We start from the raw sequence: 14,528 nt of genomic DNA on the forward strand, positions 1-14,528 counted from the left end.
ACACAGACGCCGCAGTGGCATTTCTCGCGCGCTTCATCTATTTTTTTCTATCGGTCCGTTAGCCTGTTTCAATGAAGCGGCAACACGCGTTCGCGCGCCGTCTCGATTCGGTTTTGCGCGCCATCGTTACTGATACAATTTCCGGATGACCTATCAAGTTCTCGCACGCAAATGGCGGCCGAAGGATTTCGCTTCGCTCGTCGGACAGGAGCACGTGGTGCGCGCGCTCACGCACGCGCTCGACGGTGGCCGTCTGCATCATGCCTATCTGTTTACGGGCACCCGCGGCGTCGGCAAAACCACGCTGTCGCGCATCTTCGCCAAGGCGCTGAATTGCGAAACCGGTGTGACCTCCACGCCGTGTGGCGTGTGCCGCGCGTGCCGCGAGATCGATGAAGGCCGCTTTGTCGATTATGTCGAGATGGACGCGGCGAGTAACCGCGGTGTCGACGAAATGGCGGCGCTGCTGGAGCGTGCGGTTTACGCGCCGGTCGATGCGCGCTTCAAGGTCTACATGATCGACGAAGTGCACATGCTGACCAACCACGCTTTCAACGCGATGTTGAAGACGCTGGAAGAGCCGCCTTCGCACGTCAAATTCATTCTTGCTACCACCGATCCGCAGAAGATTCCGGTCACGGTGCTGTCGCGCTGTCTGCAGTTCAATCTGAAGCAGATGCCAGCCGGGCATATCGTGTCGCATCTCGAGCACATTCTCGGCGAAGAGAAGGTGCCGTTCGACGCCCAGGCATTGCGCCTGCTCGCGCGCGCGGCCGACGGCTCGATGCGCGACGCGCTTTCGCTGACCGATCAGGCGATCGCCTATTCGGCCAATCAGGTGAATGAAGAAGCGGTGCGCGGCATGCTCGGCGCGCTCGATCAAAGCTATCTGATTCGCCTGCTCGACGCGCTTGCCGATGGTGACGGCGCCGCCGTGCTGTCGGTCGCGGACGAGATGGCGCTGCGCAGCCTGTCGTTTTCGACGGCGTTGCAGGATCTGGCGAGTCTGTTGCACCGAATCGCGTGGGCGCAGTTCGCGCCGTCGTCGGTGTTGGACGAGTGGCCGGAAGCGGGTGATCTACGTCGTTTTGCTGAAGCGTTGAGCGCCGAGCAGGTGCAGTTGTTCTATCAGATTGCGACCATCGGCCGAAGCGAATTGGGTCTCGCGCCTGACGAATATGCCGGTTTTACGATGACGCTGTTGCGCATGCTGGCGTTCGAGCCGGCGCCCACCGGTGGTGGTGGCGGCGCGGCTTCGGCGCGAGCGGCAGGGCCGGCGGGGGCGGACGGAGCTAAACGCACCGGCTCGCCGGCGGTCGCTGCGCAACAGGCGGCTGCGTCGTCGCGTGCTGTTGAAGCAGCCGCTGCCGTGCCGGTGCGCTCCGCAAATCACGTGGTAGAAGCGAAGACGACGATGCCGGATTCGCAGCACGTGGCGTCGTCGGAACCTGCTGGAAATGCGGACGCGCCGAAGCCAGCTATTGGTGAAGGGTCGATTGTTTCCAAGTCTGCATCCGCGCGCGCTTCTGGCGAAGTGAGCGCGACGCCTGCGCCCGCTGCGGCTGACGTCATTGCCGCACCGGCTTTAGCGCCGTGGCAGGAAGAAGCGTCCGCCGAACCGGTTCTGAGCGATCCGGCGCCTGCACCTACGGACACGAGCGCGCCCCAAGCGGCCCCGATGCCCGAAGCGATGTCCTCGGCACCGGCGACCGAAGCAACAAAAGTAACGACTGTACCGGCCTTGGCACCGGCGGCCGAAGCGAGCGAATCGATCGAGGCGACAAAAATAGCGGTAGCGCCGGCCTTGGCATCGACGGCCGAATCGATCGCAGCAACGAAAATAGCGGCTGCACCGGTCTTGGCACCGTGGGACGACGCGCCCACCGAGTCAGCCTGGAACGAAGCACCGGCTGCCGCTGCGCCTCAGGAATCGCGTCCCGCGTCTCCACTCGCTGCTCCAGCCGCAGCCGCGTCCGCACGGGCAGAAGAGGCCGCGCCCGCGAGAGCATCGCAAGAATCGCCGCCCGCAGCCGACATCCCGCCGCGCCGAGCAGGCGGTGCGAGCGACGCGCTCAATGTATTGCGCAGCGCCGGCCTGAAAGTGTCGTCGGACCGTGGCCGCGCTACGGCAGCAGCCTCCACCGCCAAGCCCGCAGCAGCCCCGGCCACGCCGAAGCCTGCCGCCCCCCGCGTGGTCGTCAATGTGCCGACACCGGGCGCCCCGCGCCGCGCGCCGCAACAGGACGCCGCTCCGGCGGCACGTGCGCCGTCGCCGCAAGCCTCGGAGCAGAACGGCTCGTCGAGCGCGCCGTGGGATGACATGCCGCCCGACGAATACATGCCGCTCACGGCGGCGGACGAAGGCTATTACGGCCTGCCGGACGACAACTACACGCCGGTGTTCGACAGCGGACCCGACGACGTCCGCGTGAACGCCACGCCTGCGTCGGCCCCCGCACCGGTGGTCGACAAGCGGCCGTTGCCGCCCGCCGTGCCGCTCGATTCGCTGGGTTTCCAGGGCGACTGGCCCGCGCTCGCAGTCGACCTGCCGCTCAAGGGCATTTCGTATCAGCTCGCGTTCAACAGCGAACTGATGGCACTCGAAGGCAACACGCTGAAGCTGAACGTGCCGGTGCCGCAGTACGCGGAAGCCTCGCAGGTCGCTAAACTGAAAGCCGCGCTCGCGGAAAAGCTCGGCCAGAACGTCGACGTCCTGGTCGAAGTCGGCCCGGCGCGCCGCACGGCGGCCGCGCACGACGCCGCCATGCGCGCCCAGCGCCAGCAGGAAGCGGAGCGCGAAATCGGCGCTGATCCGTTCGTGCAGTCGCTGATTCGCGAGTTTGGCGCGAGCATCGTGCCCGGTTCGATCCGCCCGATTACGCAGGACGCCGGCCCGAATGGCGCGCCGTCCGCTCACTGATTCGCCGCGCCTTGCGGCGCACCCGATTTTCCGGATTTCACGCTATCAAGAAGGAGCATGTCCATGATGAAAGGCCAACTCGCCGGGCTGATGAAGCAGGCCCAGCAGATGCAGGAAAACATGAAGAAGATGCAGGAGCAGCTTGCATTGATCGAAGTCGAAGGACAGTCGGGCGCCGGTCTCGTCAAGGTGACGATGACCTGCAAGAACGACGTGCGCCGCGTATCGATCGATCCGAGCCTGCTCGCCGACGACAAGGACATGCTTGAAGACCTGGTCGCCGCTGCGTTCAACGACGCCGTGCGCAAGGCCGAAGCCACCGCTCAGGAAAAGATGGGCGGTATGACCTCGGGTCTGCCGCTGCCGCCGGGCTTCAAGCTGCCGTTCTGAGCGACGTCGCTGCAGGAAGGGGCTCATGCCGCGGCTTTGACCGCGGCATGAGTTGAGTACGCGAGCCGGGCTCGTTCAAATACCTGCTCAGTTCGCAGTTCCCGGTGCGCGCAAGTTTGCATCGGTGCAGTTCAGTTCAGTTCAGTTCGATCGTCGGGCACGCCTGCCCGATCTGTTGTCGAGCTGATAGCAACAACCAGAAATAACCGCATCGCCACCCGCATACCGGGCCATACCGGGCAACACCCACTTCGACACCGCCGATCCGCATGAAACAACCTTCCGCCTTGTCGGCGCTCGTCGAAGCGCTGCGCGTGCTCCCCGGTGTCGGGCCTAAATCCGCGCAACGCATGGCGTACCACCTGATGCAGCACGATCGCGACGGCGCCGAGAAGCTCGGCCGTTCGCTACTGTTCGCGACTGAACATCTGCAGCACTGCGAGAAGTGCAACACCTTTACCGAAGCGCAGATCTGCGAGGTCTGCCTCGATGAGGAGCGCGATCCTGCGTTGTTGTGCGTCGTCGAGACGCCTGCCGACCAGATCATGCTCGAACAGACGATGACCTATCGCGGCCTCTATTTCGTGCTGATGGGGCGGCTCAGTCCGCTCGACGGCATCGGCCCGAAGGAGATCCATTTCGACCGCCTCGTCAAGCGTGCGTCGGATGGCATCGTCAAGGAAGTCGTGCTCGCAACCAATTTCACGAACGAAGGCGAGGCCACCGCACATTACCTCGGGCAGACGCTCAAGGCGCGCGGTCTTGCCGTGACGCGCCTCGCGCGCGGCGTACCGGTGGGCGGCGAACTCGAGTATGTCGACGCCGGCACGATCGCCCGCGCAATGCTCGACCGGCGCTCGATGTAGCGCGACGTAACCGGCAGCGCCATGTCGCGGCGCCTGCAATACCCGAGCGCGCCGGGCAGGACCGCTCCGCAACACGTCCAGCCGCGCCGCGCCGAGGCAAGCACAGAACACAGAGGAGACACATGAGCGTCAATCCCGATCACAGCGCCAACGTCATCGCCACACCGAAAGGCCCGCTCGCCGGCGTCAAGGTGCTCGAACTCGGCACGCTGATCGCCGGCCCGTTCGCCGCGCGCTTTCTCGGCGAGTTCGGCGCCGATGTCATCAAGATCGAAGATCCCAAAGGCGGCGACCCGTTGCGCAAATGGCGCAAGCTTTATCCGGAAGTCGGCGGCACGTCGCTTTGGTGGGCCGTTCAGGCGCGCAACAAGAAATCCGTCACGATCAATCTGAAAGCCGAAGAGGGTAAGGAGATCGTGCGGCGTCTGGCGAAAGAAGCTGACATCGTCGTCGAGAATTTCCGGCCGGGCTTGCTGGAGAAGCTCGGGCTCGGTTATGACGTCCTGTCGGCGGAAAACCCCGGCCTCGTGATGGTGCGTCTGTCCGGCTACGGCCAGACCGGGCCCTATCGCGACCGGCCTGGATTCGGCGCGATCGCCGAATCGATGGGCGGCTTGCGCCACATCACCGGCTATCCGGATTTGCCGCCGCCGCGCATCGGCATTTCGATCGGCGATTCGATTGCTGCGCTGCACGGCGTGATCGGGGCGTTGATGGCGCTGCATCACAAGCAGGTGAATGGCGGTAAAGGGCAGGTCGTCGACGTCGCGCTGTACGAAGCGGTTTTCAACATGATGGAGAGCGTGGTGCCGGAGTACGGCGTGTACGGGATGGTGCGCGAGCGCACCGGCGCGTCGCTGCCGGGGATCGTACCGTCGAACACCTATCCGTGCCGCGATGGCAGCATCGTCATCGGCGGCAATAGCGACCCGATCTTCAAGCGCCTCATGATCGCTATCGAACGCGAAGATCTGGCGAACGATCCAGCGCTCGCGCACAACGACGGCCGCGTGCCGCGTACCCAGGAAATCGACGGCGCGATCGCCGCATGGCTCGCCACGCGCACCATCGACGAAGCGCTCGCCGTGCTGAACGCCGCCGACGTGCCGGTCGGCCGGATTTACAGCGTCGCGGACATGTTCACCGATCCGCAATACATGGCGCGCCAGATGATCCAGCGCTTCGAATGGCAGGACGGTCAGGAGATCACGCTGCCGTCGGTGACGCCGAAACTCTCGGAAACCCCCGGCGAGACGCGCTGGTTAGGCCCGGAACTGGGTGAACATACCGATGAAGTCCTTCAATCACTGGGTTATGATTCTGACCACATTGCAAGGTTGCATGCGCAACAGATTGTGTGAGTGAGCGCGCGGCAAAAAGACAACAAAAGTTCGGAGACTAGAGACCATGCAACGCAGAACCTTCCTCGCCGGTAGCGCGGCGCTCGCGGGCGCCACGTTCGCCGCCACGCCGTTCGCTTTCGCACAGGGCAAGCCCGAAACCACCAAGGTGGCGATCGCCGTCGGCGGCAAGAACCTGTTCTATTACTTGCCGCTCACGATTGCCGAGCGTCGCAATTACTTCAAGGACGAAGGACTCGACGTCGAAATCTCGGATTTCGCCGGCGGCTCGCAAGCGCTGAAGGCGGCAGTGGGCGGCAGCGCGGATGTGGTTTCCGGCGCGTTCGAGCACACCTTGCTGCTTCAGGCGCAAAAGCAGTCGTTCCGTGAATTCGTGCTGCAAGGGCGCGCGCCGCAGATCGTGCTCGCGATATCGAAGAAAGCGATGCCGAACTACAAGTCGATCGCCGATCTGAAAGGCAAGAAAATCGGCGTGACCGCGCCGGGTTCGTCGACCTCGATCATGGCGAGTTTCGTGCTGGCGAAAGCCGGACTGACCGCGAAAGACGTCTCGTTCATCGGGGTGGGCGCAGGGGCGGGTGCCATCGCGGCGCTGCAGTCCGGGCAGATCGACGCCATCGCCAATCTCGACCCGGTGATGACCAAGCTTGAACGCACCGGCGAGATTCGCGTCGTGTCGGACACGCGTACGTTGGCCGATACGCGCAGCGTGTTCGGCGGCGACATGCCGGCGGGGTGTCTGTACGCGTCGCAGAGTTTCATCACGAAGAATCCGAACACCACTCAGGCGCTGACCAATGCGATGGTGCGCGCACTCAAGTGGCTGCAAACGGCAACCGGCAGCGAGCTGATCAATACCGTGCCGGAAGGCTATCTGCTCGGCGACCGCGCGGTGTATCTGGACGCGTGGCAGCACGTGAAGGAGGCCATGTCGCCGGACGGTCTGATGCCTGCCGACGGCCCGGCCACGTCGCTGAAAACCCTGCAGGCGTTCGACCCGAACGTGCAGGGCAAGCCGATCGATTTGTCGAAGACGTGGACCAACGACTTCGTCAAGAAAGCACTGGCCACGGTCAAGGCCTGAGTACCGTCAGCAGGGGGCGAAGGACGGCACGTGCCGCATTCGCCTCGACCACCGTTGTCATGGCGACATGACAAACCGAAATCGATCTTCGAAGCGAGTCGAACGATGACCGTTGCCGCCCTGGCGCTCGACAACATCACCTGCACCTTCGCTGCGCGGGACAACCGCGCGCAGCGCTATACAGCGGTCAAGGACACGACCTTGCGCATCGCGCCGGGCGAATTCGTTTCGGTGGTCGGCCCGACCGGATGCGGCAAATCCACTTTGTTGAACGTCGGCGCGGGGTTGCTGGAACCGTCGTCGGGAACGGTCAGTGTGTTCGGCGAACCGCTCAAGGGAATCAACCGGCGCGCCGGCTATATGTTCCAGGCCGACGCGCTGATGCCGTGGCGCTCGGCTATCAACAACGTGATGGCCGGGCTCGCATTTCACGGCGTGCCGCCTGCTGAAGCGCGCAGCAAAGCTGATGAGTGGTTGAAGCGCGTGGGTCTCGGCGGTTTCGGCGACCGTTATCCGCATCAACTGTCGGGCGGCATGCGCAAGCGCGTCGCGATGGCGCAGACGCTGATCCTCGATCCCGACATCATCCTGATGGACGAGCCGTTTTCCGCGCTCGATATCCAGACGCGTCAGTTGATGGAAAACGAGCTGCTTGACCTGTGGGCCGCCAAACGCAAAGCGGTGTTGTTCATCACGCACGATCTCGACGAAGCGATCTCGATGTCCGACCGCGTGGTGGTGCTGTCGGCGGGGCCGGGCACGCATCCGATCGGCGAATTCACAATCGATCTGCCGCGTCCGCGCGACGTCGCCGAAATTCGCGCGCATCCGCGGTTCGTCGAGTTGCATGCACAGATCTGGAGCGTGCTGCGTGATGAGGTGCTCAAGGGTTATCAGCAGCAACTCACGGCCGTTTAAGCGGGGCGCGTAGTTGCGGAGTGGCGTGGCGGCATGTACGGATATCCGTAGTTAAGTCCTGTTTGTTGCGTCCTGTATTGGCGTCGATCAATCGTCTAAGGCAAACCGAGTCATGTGGAAGACGTTGCGCCCGAACCGGGCGAACCTGGTGATCTGGCAGTGGCTGCTGCTCGTGCTGTGCTTCGTACTCTGGTACGTGCTGACCAGTCCGACATTGCTGCCGGCGTTCTATTTCGACGACCCGAACAAGGCCGCGTTCTTCTTCGGCGAGCCGCAGAAGGTGCTGCAGCGCATCTGGGAGTGGTTCACGGGCGGCGAAATCTATCTGCACCTGTGGATCACACTGGTCGAAACGGTGCTCGCGTTCGTGCTCGGCACCGCGCTCGGGCTCGGCGTCGGTCTGTGGCTTGCGCTGTCGCCGCTCGCGAGCGCGCTATTCGATCCGTATATCAAGGCCGCCAACTCGATGCCGCGCGTGATTCTCGCGCCGATCTTCGGCGTGTGGTTTGGTCTCGGCATCTGGTCGAAGGTGGCGCTGGGCGTCACGCTGGTGTTCTTTATCGTGTTCTTCAACGTCTACCAGGGCGTGAAGGAAGTGAGCCCCGTCGTGCTTGCCAACGCGCGCATGCTCGGCGCGAATCGCAAGCAGTTGCTGCGCTTTGTCTACCTGCCAAGTGCGATGAGCTGGGTGTTTTCGAGCCTGCACACCTCGGTGGGCCTGGCGTTCGTCGGCTCGGTGGTGGGGGAATATCTCGGCTCGGCGCGCGGCGTCGGCTATCTGATTCTGCAAGCCGAAGGCACCTTCGATATCAATACTGTGTTTGCCGGGATTCTGGTGTTGACCGCGTTCGCGCTGATTCTCGACGCCATCGTCGGGATTGGCGAGCGGCGGCTGATGAAGTGGCAGCCAAAGTCGGGTGATACGGAAAAGCTGTAGCCCCACTTTCCTGAAGGCTCAACAAAAACGGCGTGCGGTTTTAAACCGCACGCCGTTTTTGGTTTTCTTGCCGCTCAAAGGAGCGCCAGCGCCAGCGCATTGCGCTTAAGGCGTAATCACCACCTTCCCGATCACTCGGCGCTCCGCCATATCGCGCAACGCGCGGCCGGTGTCTTCGAGCGAATAACGTTCCGACACATAGGGCTTGAGCTTGCCCTCGCCGATCCAGCCGGTCATCTGCTCGAACGCAGCGTGATTGTGTTGCGGCTCGCGTTTTGCAAAGTCGCCCCAGAACACGCCGACCAGACTCGCGCCTTTGAGCAGCGTCAGGTTGAGCGGCAACTTCGGGATCTCGCCGTTCGCAAAGCCGACCACCAGATAACGCCCGCGCCAGCCGATGCTGCGAAACGCCGGTTCCGCATACACACCGCCGACCGGATCGTAGATCACGTCCGGACCCTTGCCGTCGGTCAACGCCTTGATGCGTTCGCGCAGGTCTTCGGTGCTGTAGTTGATGGTAGCGTCCGCGCCGTGCTTCACGCAGGTGGCGAGCTTTTCGTCGGTCGACGCCGCCGCGATCACGCGTGCCCCGAGCGCCTTGCCGATTTCGACCGCGGCGAGTCCGACGCCGCCCGCCGCGCCCAACACCAGCATCGTCTCGCCGGCCTTCAACTGGCCGCGATCGACCACCGCATGATGCGATGTGCCATAGGCGAGCGTAAACGCGGCGGCCAGTTCGAAGTCGACGCCGTCCGCCAGCGGCACGCACGCCGTGACCGGCGCCAGCGCCTGCTCGGCAAAGCCACCCGAGCCGGTAAACGCGACCACCCGAGAGCCCGGCTTGAACTGCGTCACACCGGCGCCGACCGCACGCACGACGCCCGCGACTTCCGAGCCGGGCGTAAAGGGCAGGGGCGGTTTGAACTGGTATTTGTTCTCGATGATCAGCACATCGGGAAAGTTGACGGCCGCGGCCTTGACGTCGATCACGACGTGGCCGGGCGGCGGCTCGAGGTCAGGCAGATTTTCGACGACCAGGCTTTCCGGCGGTCCATATTGATTACAGCGAATCGCGCGCATCGTGTCTCCATATCGATCAGGGGTTCGCAACCATTCTGAGTGTAAAACAATCCGCACGACCGTGCGTTTTTATTGTTCGAAGCCAGTTCGTGAGCGGTCGATACTCATCGGCGCGGGGCTCGGCGCGTGCGCTTTGCATGGGATGCACGCACGGCCTGCCGTGTCGTTCGCGTGCCTTCTTTCCTCGGTTACAATCGCCGCATGCGAATCCTACTCAGCAATGACGACGGTTATCTGGCGCCCGGCCTTGCCGCGCTTTACGAAGCGCTCAAGCCGATCGCGGACGTCACCGTGATGGCCCCCGAGCAGAACTGCAGCGGCGCGTCCAATTCCTTGACGCTGTCGCGTCCGCTTTCGGTGCTGCGCTCGGCGAACGGTTTCTACTACGTCAACGGCACGCCAACCGACTCGGTGCACATCGCGCTGACGGGCATGCTGGACCACACGCCAGACCTTGTTGTGTCGGGCATCAACAACGGCCAGAACATGGGCGAGGACACGCTCTATTCGGGCACCGTCGCCGCCGCTACCGAAGGCATCATGTTCGGCGTGCCGGCCATCGCTTTCTCGCTGGTCGACAAAGACTGGGTGCATCTCGAAGATGCTGCGCGTGTTGCCGCCGAGATCGTCGCGCACTACCTCAAGCAGCCGTTGCCGGGGTATCCGCTCCTGAACGTCAATATACCGAACCTGCCGTATGAGCAACTCGGCGGTTGGCATATCACGCGTCTCGGCAAGCGGCATCCATCGCAGCCGGTGATCCGCCAGACCAACCCGCGCGGCGAGCCGATCTACTGGATCGGCCCGTCGGGCAGCGCGCGTGACGCGAGCGAAGGCACCGATTTCCATGCTGTCGCCAACGGTCAGGTGTCGATCACGCCGTTGCAGCTCGACCTGACCCACACGCAAATGCTGCCTGCAGCGCGCGACTGGGCGCGCGCCGGCAGCGGCGCTTCATGACGAGCGAGCGCGCAAAGCGCTTTCCGCTCGGCCTCGAGGACCTGGTGCGCGAGCCGCGCCGACCCGAAGGGCGTCCAGGCGAAGTGCGCGCGGCGGCACTTGCCGCGAGCGCGGCGCTGAACGCACGCCAGCAACCGGCGAAGAACTCGCCGCTCGGCTCTGCGGGGAAGACCCAGGCGAAGTCGCCGGCGAGGGCACAGGCCCAACCGCAAGCGACATCGCAAGCAAAGCCGCAGGCGAAGGCGCCGATCAAGGCGCCGGTGAACTCGACGCTGAACTCGCCTGTCAGCGCTCAGGCCAAGCCGCAAGCCAAACTGCAGGCCAAACCACACGCAACAACCGTCGGGCAAGGTTCGGCTGCGCGCGCCGCGCCAAAACCGGCGCCGGTGAACAAGCCCGCCGCCAAACTCAACGAGCGCGCCGCTGTGCCGAATGTCGCGTTGAACGGCGCTTTGGCACTGACTTCGGAACGGGTTCGCGAACGGATGGTCGAACGCCTGCGTGCGAACGGCGTAACCGATCAGCGCGTGTTGAATGCGATGTCGGTGGTGCCGCGCCACATGTTCGTCGACCCGGGCCTCGCGGCCCAGGCCTACGAAGATGCCGCGTTACCGATCGGCCATCACCAGACAATTTCCAAGCCCTCTGTGGTCGCGCGGATGATCGAACTGGCGGCCGCCGGGCGCGCGTTGAACAACGTGCTCGAAATCGGCACCGGTTGCGGCTATCAGGCGGCGGTACTGAGCCAGGTCGCGCGCGATGTTTACTCGATCGAACGCATCAAGCCGCTGTCCGAACGCGCGAAGACAAACTTGCGTCCGCTGCGCATTCCGAACATCCGGCTGCACTACGGCGACGGTCGCCTCGGGTTGCCGTCGGCGGCGCCGTTCGACGCGATCGTGATCGCCGCAGCCGGACTCGACGTACCGCAAGCATTACTTGAACAACTCGCGATCGGCGGCCGTCTGGTCGCGCCGGTCGGCTCGCAGGAAGGCCAGAACCAGGTGCTGACTCTGGTCGAACGCCTCGGACCCGCGCAGTGGCGCGAGTCGCGGCTTGATCGCGTTTTCTTTGTACCCTTAAAATCCGGAGTGATTTGACACCGATGAGTATGTTGCGCGCGATGCAAAGAACCAGACTGACTACCCCCATGACCGTAACCCAGCGTAGCGTGTGCGTGCTCGCCTTGTCCCTGTTGATGTCGGCCTGTGCGACCCGCCTCGATCAGGCGCCGGTCGTCGACCGTTCCGGCAGCGGTGCGCTCGGCACGCAGGCCGCGCAGCAGCCGGCCGTGCCGCTCGGACCGCCGCCGCCGGGCTACTACCGCGTGAAGCCGGGCGATACGCTGTATCGGATCGCGTTGGAGAACGGCCAGAACTACCGCGATATTTCGACGTGGAACAATCTCACCAACCCGAATCAGATCGAAGTCGATCAGTTGCTGCGCGTCGTGCCGCCAGGCGCGAACACCGCCGCGCTGACGCCGGGCGTGTCGACGGCGCCGATCGGCAACGGTGGCACGGTGCAGAGCGCGCCGCTTGGCAGTACGGGTGCCGCAGCGGGCGTCGCGGCGCCGCCGATCTATGGTTCGGGTGCGAACAACGCCTCGCTAACGCCGCCGGCCAACCCGGGTGCTGCGAGCGATTCGAGCGCCGGCGCATCCGGCAACGTCGCGTTCTCGTGGCCTGTGCGTGGACCGATGCTCGGCACGTTCAACGATTCGACCAACAAGGGTATTAATATCGGCGGCGCTGCTGGCGATCCGGTTAAGGCTTCTGCGGATGGGCGCGTGGTTTATGCCGGAAATGGGCTGCGTGGTTACGGCAATCTCATTATCATCAAGCATGATGCAACTTATCTCACGGCGTATGCACACAACCGCGCTTTGATGGTAAAAGAGGGAGATGCGGTGACCAAAGGGCAGAAGATCGCCGAGATGGGCAATAGCGATTCCGACCGCGTGATGTTGCATTTCGAAGTTCGCCGCCAGGGTAAACCTGTCGACCCACTGAAGTATTTGCCGCCGCAATAAGCGATACGACCATGCCGAAATCGAAGCGCCGCCTGCCGCAAGCCGAGTCTGAGACGATTAGCCGCGTCACGCCCGCTTCGGTGGAGGAAAGCGGCGCTTCGGAAGTGGAAGAAGAGATCGCTGAGGAGCGCGATCTCGACGAACGTCAGGGCGGCGCGGAAGAACCCAGCGAGACCCGCGAAGTCCCTGCCGACGCAGACGACTTCCGCGCGCTTCTGCAAGCCGAGCTGACGGCCGACACGATTCAGCACTACCTGAACCGCATCAGCGTCAAGCCGCTCCTGACTGTCGAGGAAGAGCAGAAGTATTCGCGTCTGGCGAAAGCGGGCGAGTTCGAAGCGCGGCAAGTGATGATCGAGCGCAATCTGCGGCTCGTCGTCAGCATCGCAAAGGGTTACCTGAACCGCGGCGTGCCGCTGCTCGATCTGATCGAAGAGGGCAATCTCGGCCTCATGCACGCCATCGAGAAATTCGATCCCACGCGCGGCTTCCGTTTCTCGACGTACGCCACCTGGTGGATTCGCCAAAGCATCGAGCGCGCGATCATGAACCAGGCGCGCACGGTGCGTTTGCCGGTGCACGTGATCCGTGAGCTCAACCAGGTGCTGCGCGCGAAGCGCCATCTGGAAAAGAATTCGATGAATTCCGGCGAAGCAGCCGAGCGCCGCGACGCCAGTATCGACGACATCGCGTATCTGACCGGCAAGACCACCGACGAAGTCACCGACATTCTCGCGCTGAACGAACACACTGCATCGCTCGATGCGCCGCTCGATCTCGACCCGGCGAGCAGCCTGCTCGATCTGCTGTCCGACGACCAAAGCCAGTCGCCGGACGCCGAAGTGCAGCATCGCGAGCTGGAAACGCTTACACGCGCGTGGCTCGCGCGCCTGTCGGACAAGCATCGTCATGTGATCGAGCGCCGCTTTGGGCTGAACCATATCGAGCCCGCCACGCTCGAAGAGCTGGCCGACGAAATGGGCCTCACGCGCGAGCGTGTGCGCCAGATCCAACAGGAAGCGCTGGTGCGGCTGAAGCGCTTCTTTGCCTCCAACGGTGTTCGGAAAGACGCCGTTCTATAACCTGATGACACCGATTCTTGTTTTCGACATCGAGACGATTCCCGATGTCGCCGGCATTCGCCGCCTCGAAGATCTGCCCGCCACGCTGAGCGACGCCGAAGTCGCCGAGCATGCTTTTGCGGCGCGCCGCGAAAAGACCGGGAGCGATTTCCTTCCGCACCACCTGCAACGGATCGCGGCTATTTCCTGCGTGTTCCGGGACAACAACGGTTTCCGTGTCCGCTCGCTCGGCACGCTGGAAGACGGCGAGGCGGCGCTCGTGCAGTCGTTTTATCGTGTGATCGAAAAGTACACGCCTCAACTCGTGTCGTGGAACGGCGGCGGGTTCGACCTGCCGGTGCTGAACTACCGCGCGCTGGTCAACGGCATTCCGGCCTCCCGTTTCTGGGATCTCGGCGAGGACGACCGCGAGTTCAAGTGGAACAACTACATCAGCCGCTATCACTCGCGTCACACCGATCTGATGGACGTGCTGGCGATGTATCAGGCGCGCGCCAATGCGCCGCTCGACGCGCTCGCGAAGATGTGCGGCTTCCCAGGCAAGATGGGGATGGACGGCAGCCAGGTGTGGCACGCTTACCAGGAAGGCCGTATCGAGGAAATCCGCAATTATTGCGAGACCGACGTCGTCAATACGTACCTGCTGTATTGCCGCTTCCAGCTCATCCGCGGCGCGTTTTCGGCCGAAGAGTATGCTGACGAGATCAACCTGGTCAAAAATGCGCTGGCGCTGGAAGCGGCGCCGCAATGGGCCGAGTATCTGGCCGCATTCGATCAGTAAGCGGCTTGCTCATCAGTCTTGCTGTAACGAAACCGTTCGCCGCGCACTAACGCGGTTGAGCGCCTGACTGCAGCCGCCGTGGTGCGAAGTCGTGCGCCAGCGCCAAGGTTCACCTTA

13 protein-coding genes are annotated in these 14,528 nt (G+C 63.5%); 12 read left to right on the plus strand and 1 reads right to left on the minus strand.

Translation table 11 applies throughout. From position 1 onward, the window contains the following. Window positions 1-145: 145 nt before the first annotated feature. The 7 genes from dnaX (at window position 146) to M0D67_RS13650 (ending at window position 8,476) form a co-directional block, all read left to right on the plus strand. Window positions 146-2,920 carry a DNA polymerase III subunit gamma/tau gene (gene dnaX / locus M0D67_RS13620; protein ID WP_266238927.1) on the plus strand — a complete coding sequence of 925 codons (2,775 nt, stop codon included), beginning with the start codon at window positions 146-148 and terminating at the stop codon, window positions 2,918-2,920. Between the two features lie 63 nt (window positions 2,921-2,983). Next, complete coding sequence (locus M0D67_RS13625) at window positions 2,984-3,310, plus strand: YbaB/EbfC family nucleoid-associated protein (RefSeq protein ID WP_007182071.1); 327 nt, start codon at window positions 2,984-2,986, stop codon at window positions 3,308-3,310. A gap of 269 nt (window positions 3,311-3,579) precedes the next feature. Beyond that, the gene (gene recR, locus M0D67_RS13630; RefSeq protein ID WP_063496327.1) at window positions 3,580-4,176 is read left to right on the plus strand and encodes a recombination mediator RecR; all 597 of its coding nucleotides are present in this window, start codon (window positions 3,580-3,582) and stop codon (window positions 4,174-4,176) included. Window positions 4,177-4,298: 122 nt separating this feature from the next. Further along, the gene (locus M0D67_RS13635) at window positions 4,299-5,537 is read left to right on the plus strand and encodes a CaiB/BaiF CoA-transferase family protein (RefSeq protein WP_154567926.1); all 1,239 of its coding nucleotides are present in this window, start codon (window positions 4,299-4,301) and stop codon (window positions 5,535-5,537) included. Window positions 5,538-5,583: 46 nt separating this feature from the next. Continuing rightward, entirely contained in the window at window positions 5,584-6,621 is a 1,038-nt protein-coding gene (locus M0D67_RS13640) for an ABC transporter substrate-binding protein (RefSeq protein ID WP_266238928.1), read from the plus strand. A 105-nt stretch (window positions 6,622-6,726) separates the two neighbouring features. After that, complete coding sequence (locus M0D67_RS13645) at window positions 6,727-7,539, plus strand: ABC transporter ATP-binding protein (protein ID WP_266238929.1); 813 nt, start codon at window positions 6,727-6,729, stop codon at window positions 7,537-7,539. Between the two features lie 112 nt (window positions 7,540-7,651). Continuing rightward, window positions 7,652-8,476 (plus strand): ABC transporter permease, encoded by an 825-nt coding sequence (locus M0D67_RS13650; RefSeq protein WP_093632649.1) that lies wholly within the window; start codon window positions 7,652-7,654, stop codon window positions 8,474-8,476. Window positions 8,477-8,581: 105 nt separating this feature from the next. On the opposite strand, the gene M0D67_RS13655 is transcribed toward M0D67_RS13650, so the two are convergent. Further along, window positions 8,582-9,556, minus strand: coding sequence for an NADPH:quinone oxidoreductase family protein (locus M0D67_RS13655; protein ID WP_154567868.1), 975 nt, complete (start codon window positions 9,554-9,556; stop codon window positions 8,582-8,584). A 201-nt stretch (window positions 9,557-9,757) separates the two neighbouring features. Here M0D67_RS13655 and surE point away from each other — a divergent pair, with 201 nt between their 5' ends. The 5 genes from surE to M0D67_RS13680 are packed head-to-tail and all read left to right on the plus strand — an operon-like array spanning window position 9,758 to window position 14,411. Continuing rightward, the gene (gene surE, locus M0D67_RS13660; RefSeq protein ID WP_266238930.1) at window positions 9,758-10,516 is read left to right on the plus strand and encodes a 5'/3'-nucleotidase SurE; all 759 of its coding nucleotides are present in this window, start codon (window positions 9,758-9,760) and stop codon (window positions 10,514-10,516) included. After that, the gene (locus tag M0D67_RS13665) at window positions 10,513-11,616 is read left to right on the plus strand and encodes a protein-L-isoaspartate(D-aspartate) O-methyltransferase (protein WP_171925733.1); all 1,104 of its coding nucleotides are present in this window, start codon (window positions 10,513-10,515) and stop codon (window positions 11,614-11,616) included. The genes surE and M0D67_RS13665 overlap by 4 nt, the downstream gene beginning before the upstream one ends. A gap of 5 nt (window positions 11,617-11,621) precedes the next feature. Further along, window positions 11,622-12,548 carry a peptidoglycan DD-metalloendopeptidase family protein gene (locus tag M0D67_RS13670; RefSeq protein ID WP_154563077.1) on the plus strand — a complete coding sequence of 309 codons (927 nt, stop codon included), beginning with the start codon at window positions 11,622-11,624 and terminating at the stop codon, window positions 12,546-12,548. Window positions 12,549-12,559: 11 nt separating this feature from the next. Next, window positions 12,560-13,630, plus strand: coding sequence for an RNA polymerase sigma factor RpoS (gene rpoS, locus M0D67_RS13675; RefSeq protein WP_266238931.1), 1,071 nt, complete (start codon window positions 12,560-12,562; stop codon window positions 13,628-13,630). A gap of 4 nt (window positions 13,631-13,634) precedes the next feature. Beyond that, entirely contained in the window at window positions 13,635-14,411 is a 777-nt protein-coding gene (locus M0D67_RS13680) for a 3'-5' exonuclease (RefSeq protein ID WP_154563079.1), read from the plus strand. The last annotated feature ends 117 nt before the right edge of the window (window positions 14,412-14,528 follow it).

Origin of the sequence: Paraburkholderia sp. SECH4 (genome assembly GCF_030511745.1) — a bacterium.
Classification (GTDB): domain Bacteria; phylum Pseudomonadota; class Gammaproteobacteria; order Burkholderiales; family Burkholderiaceae; genus Paraburkholderia; species Paraburkholderia madseniana.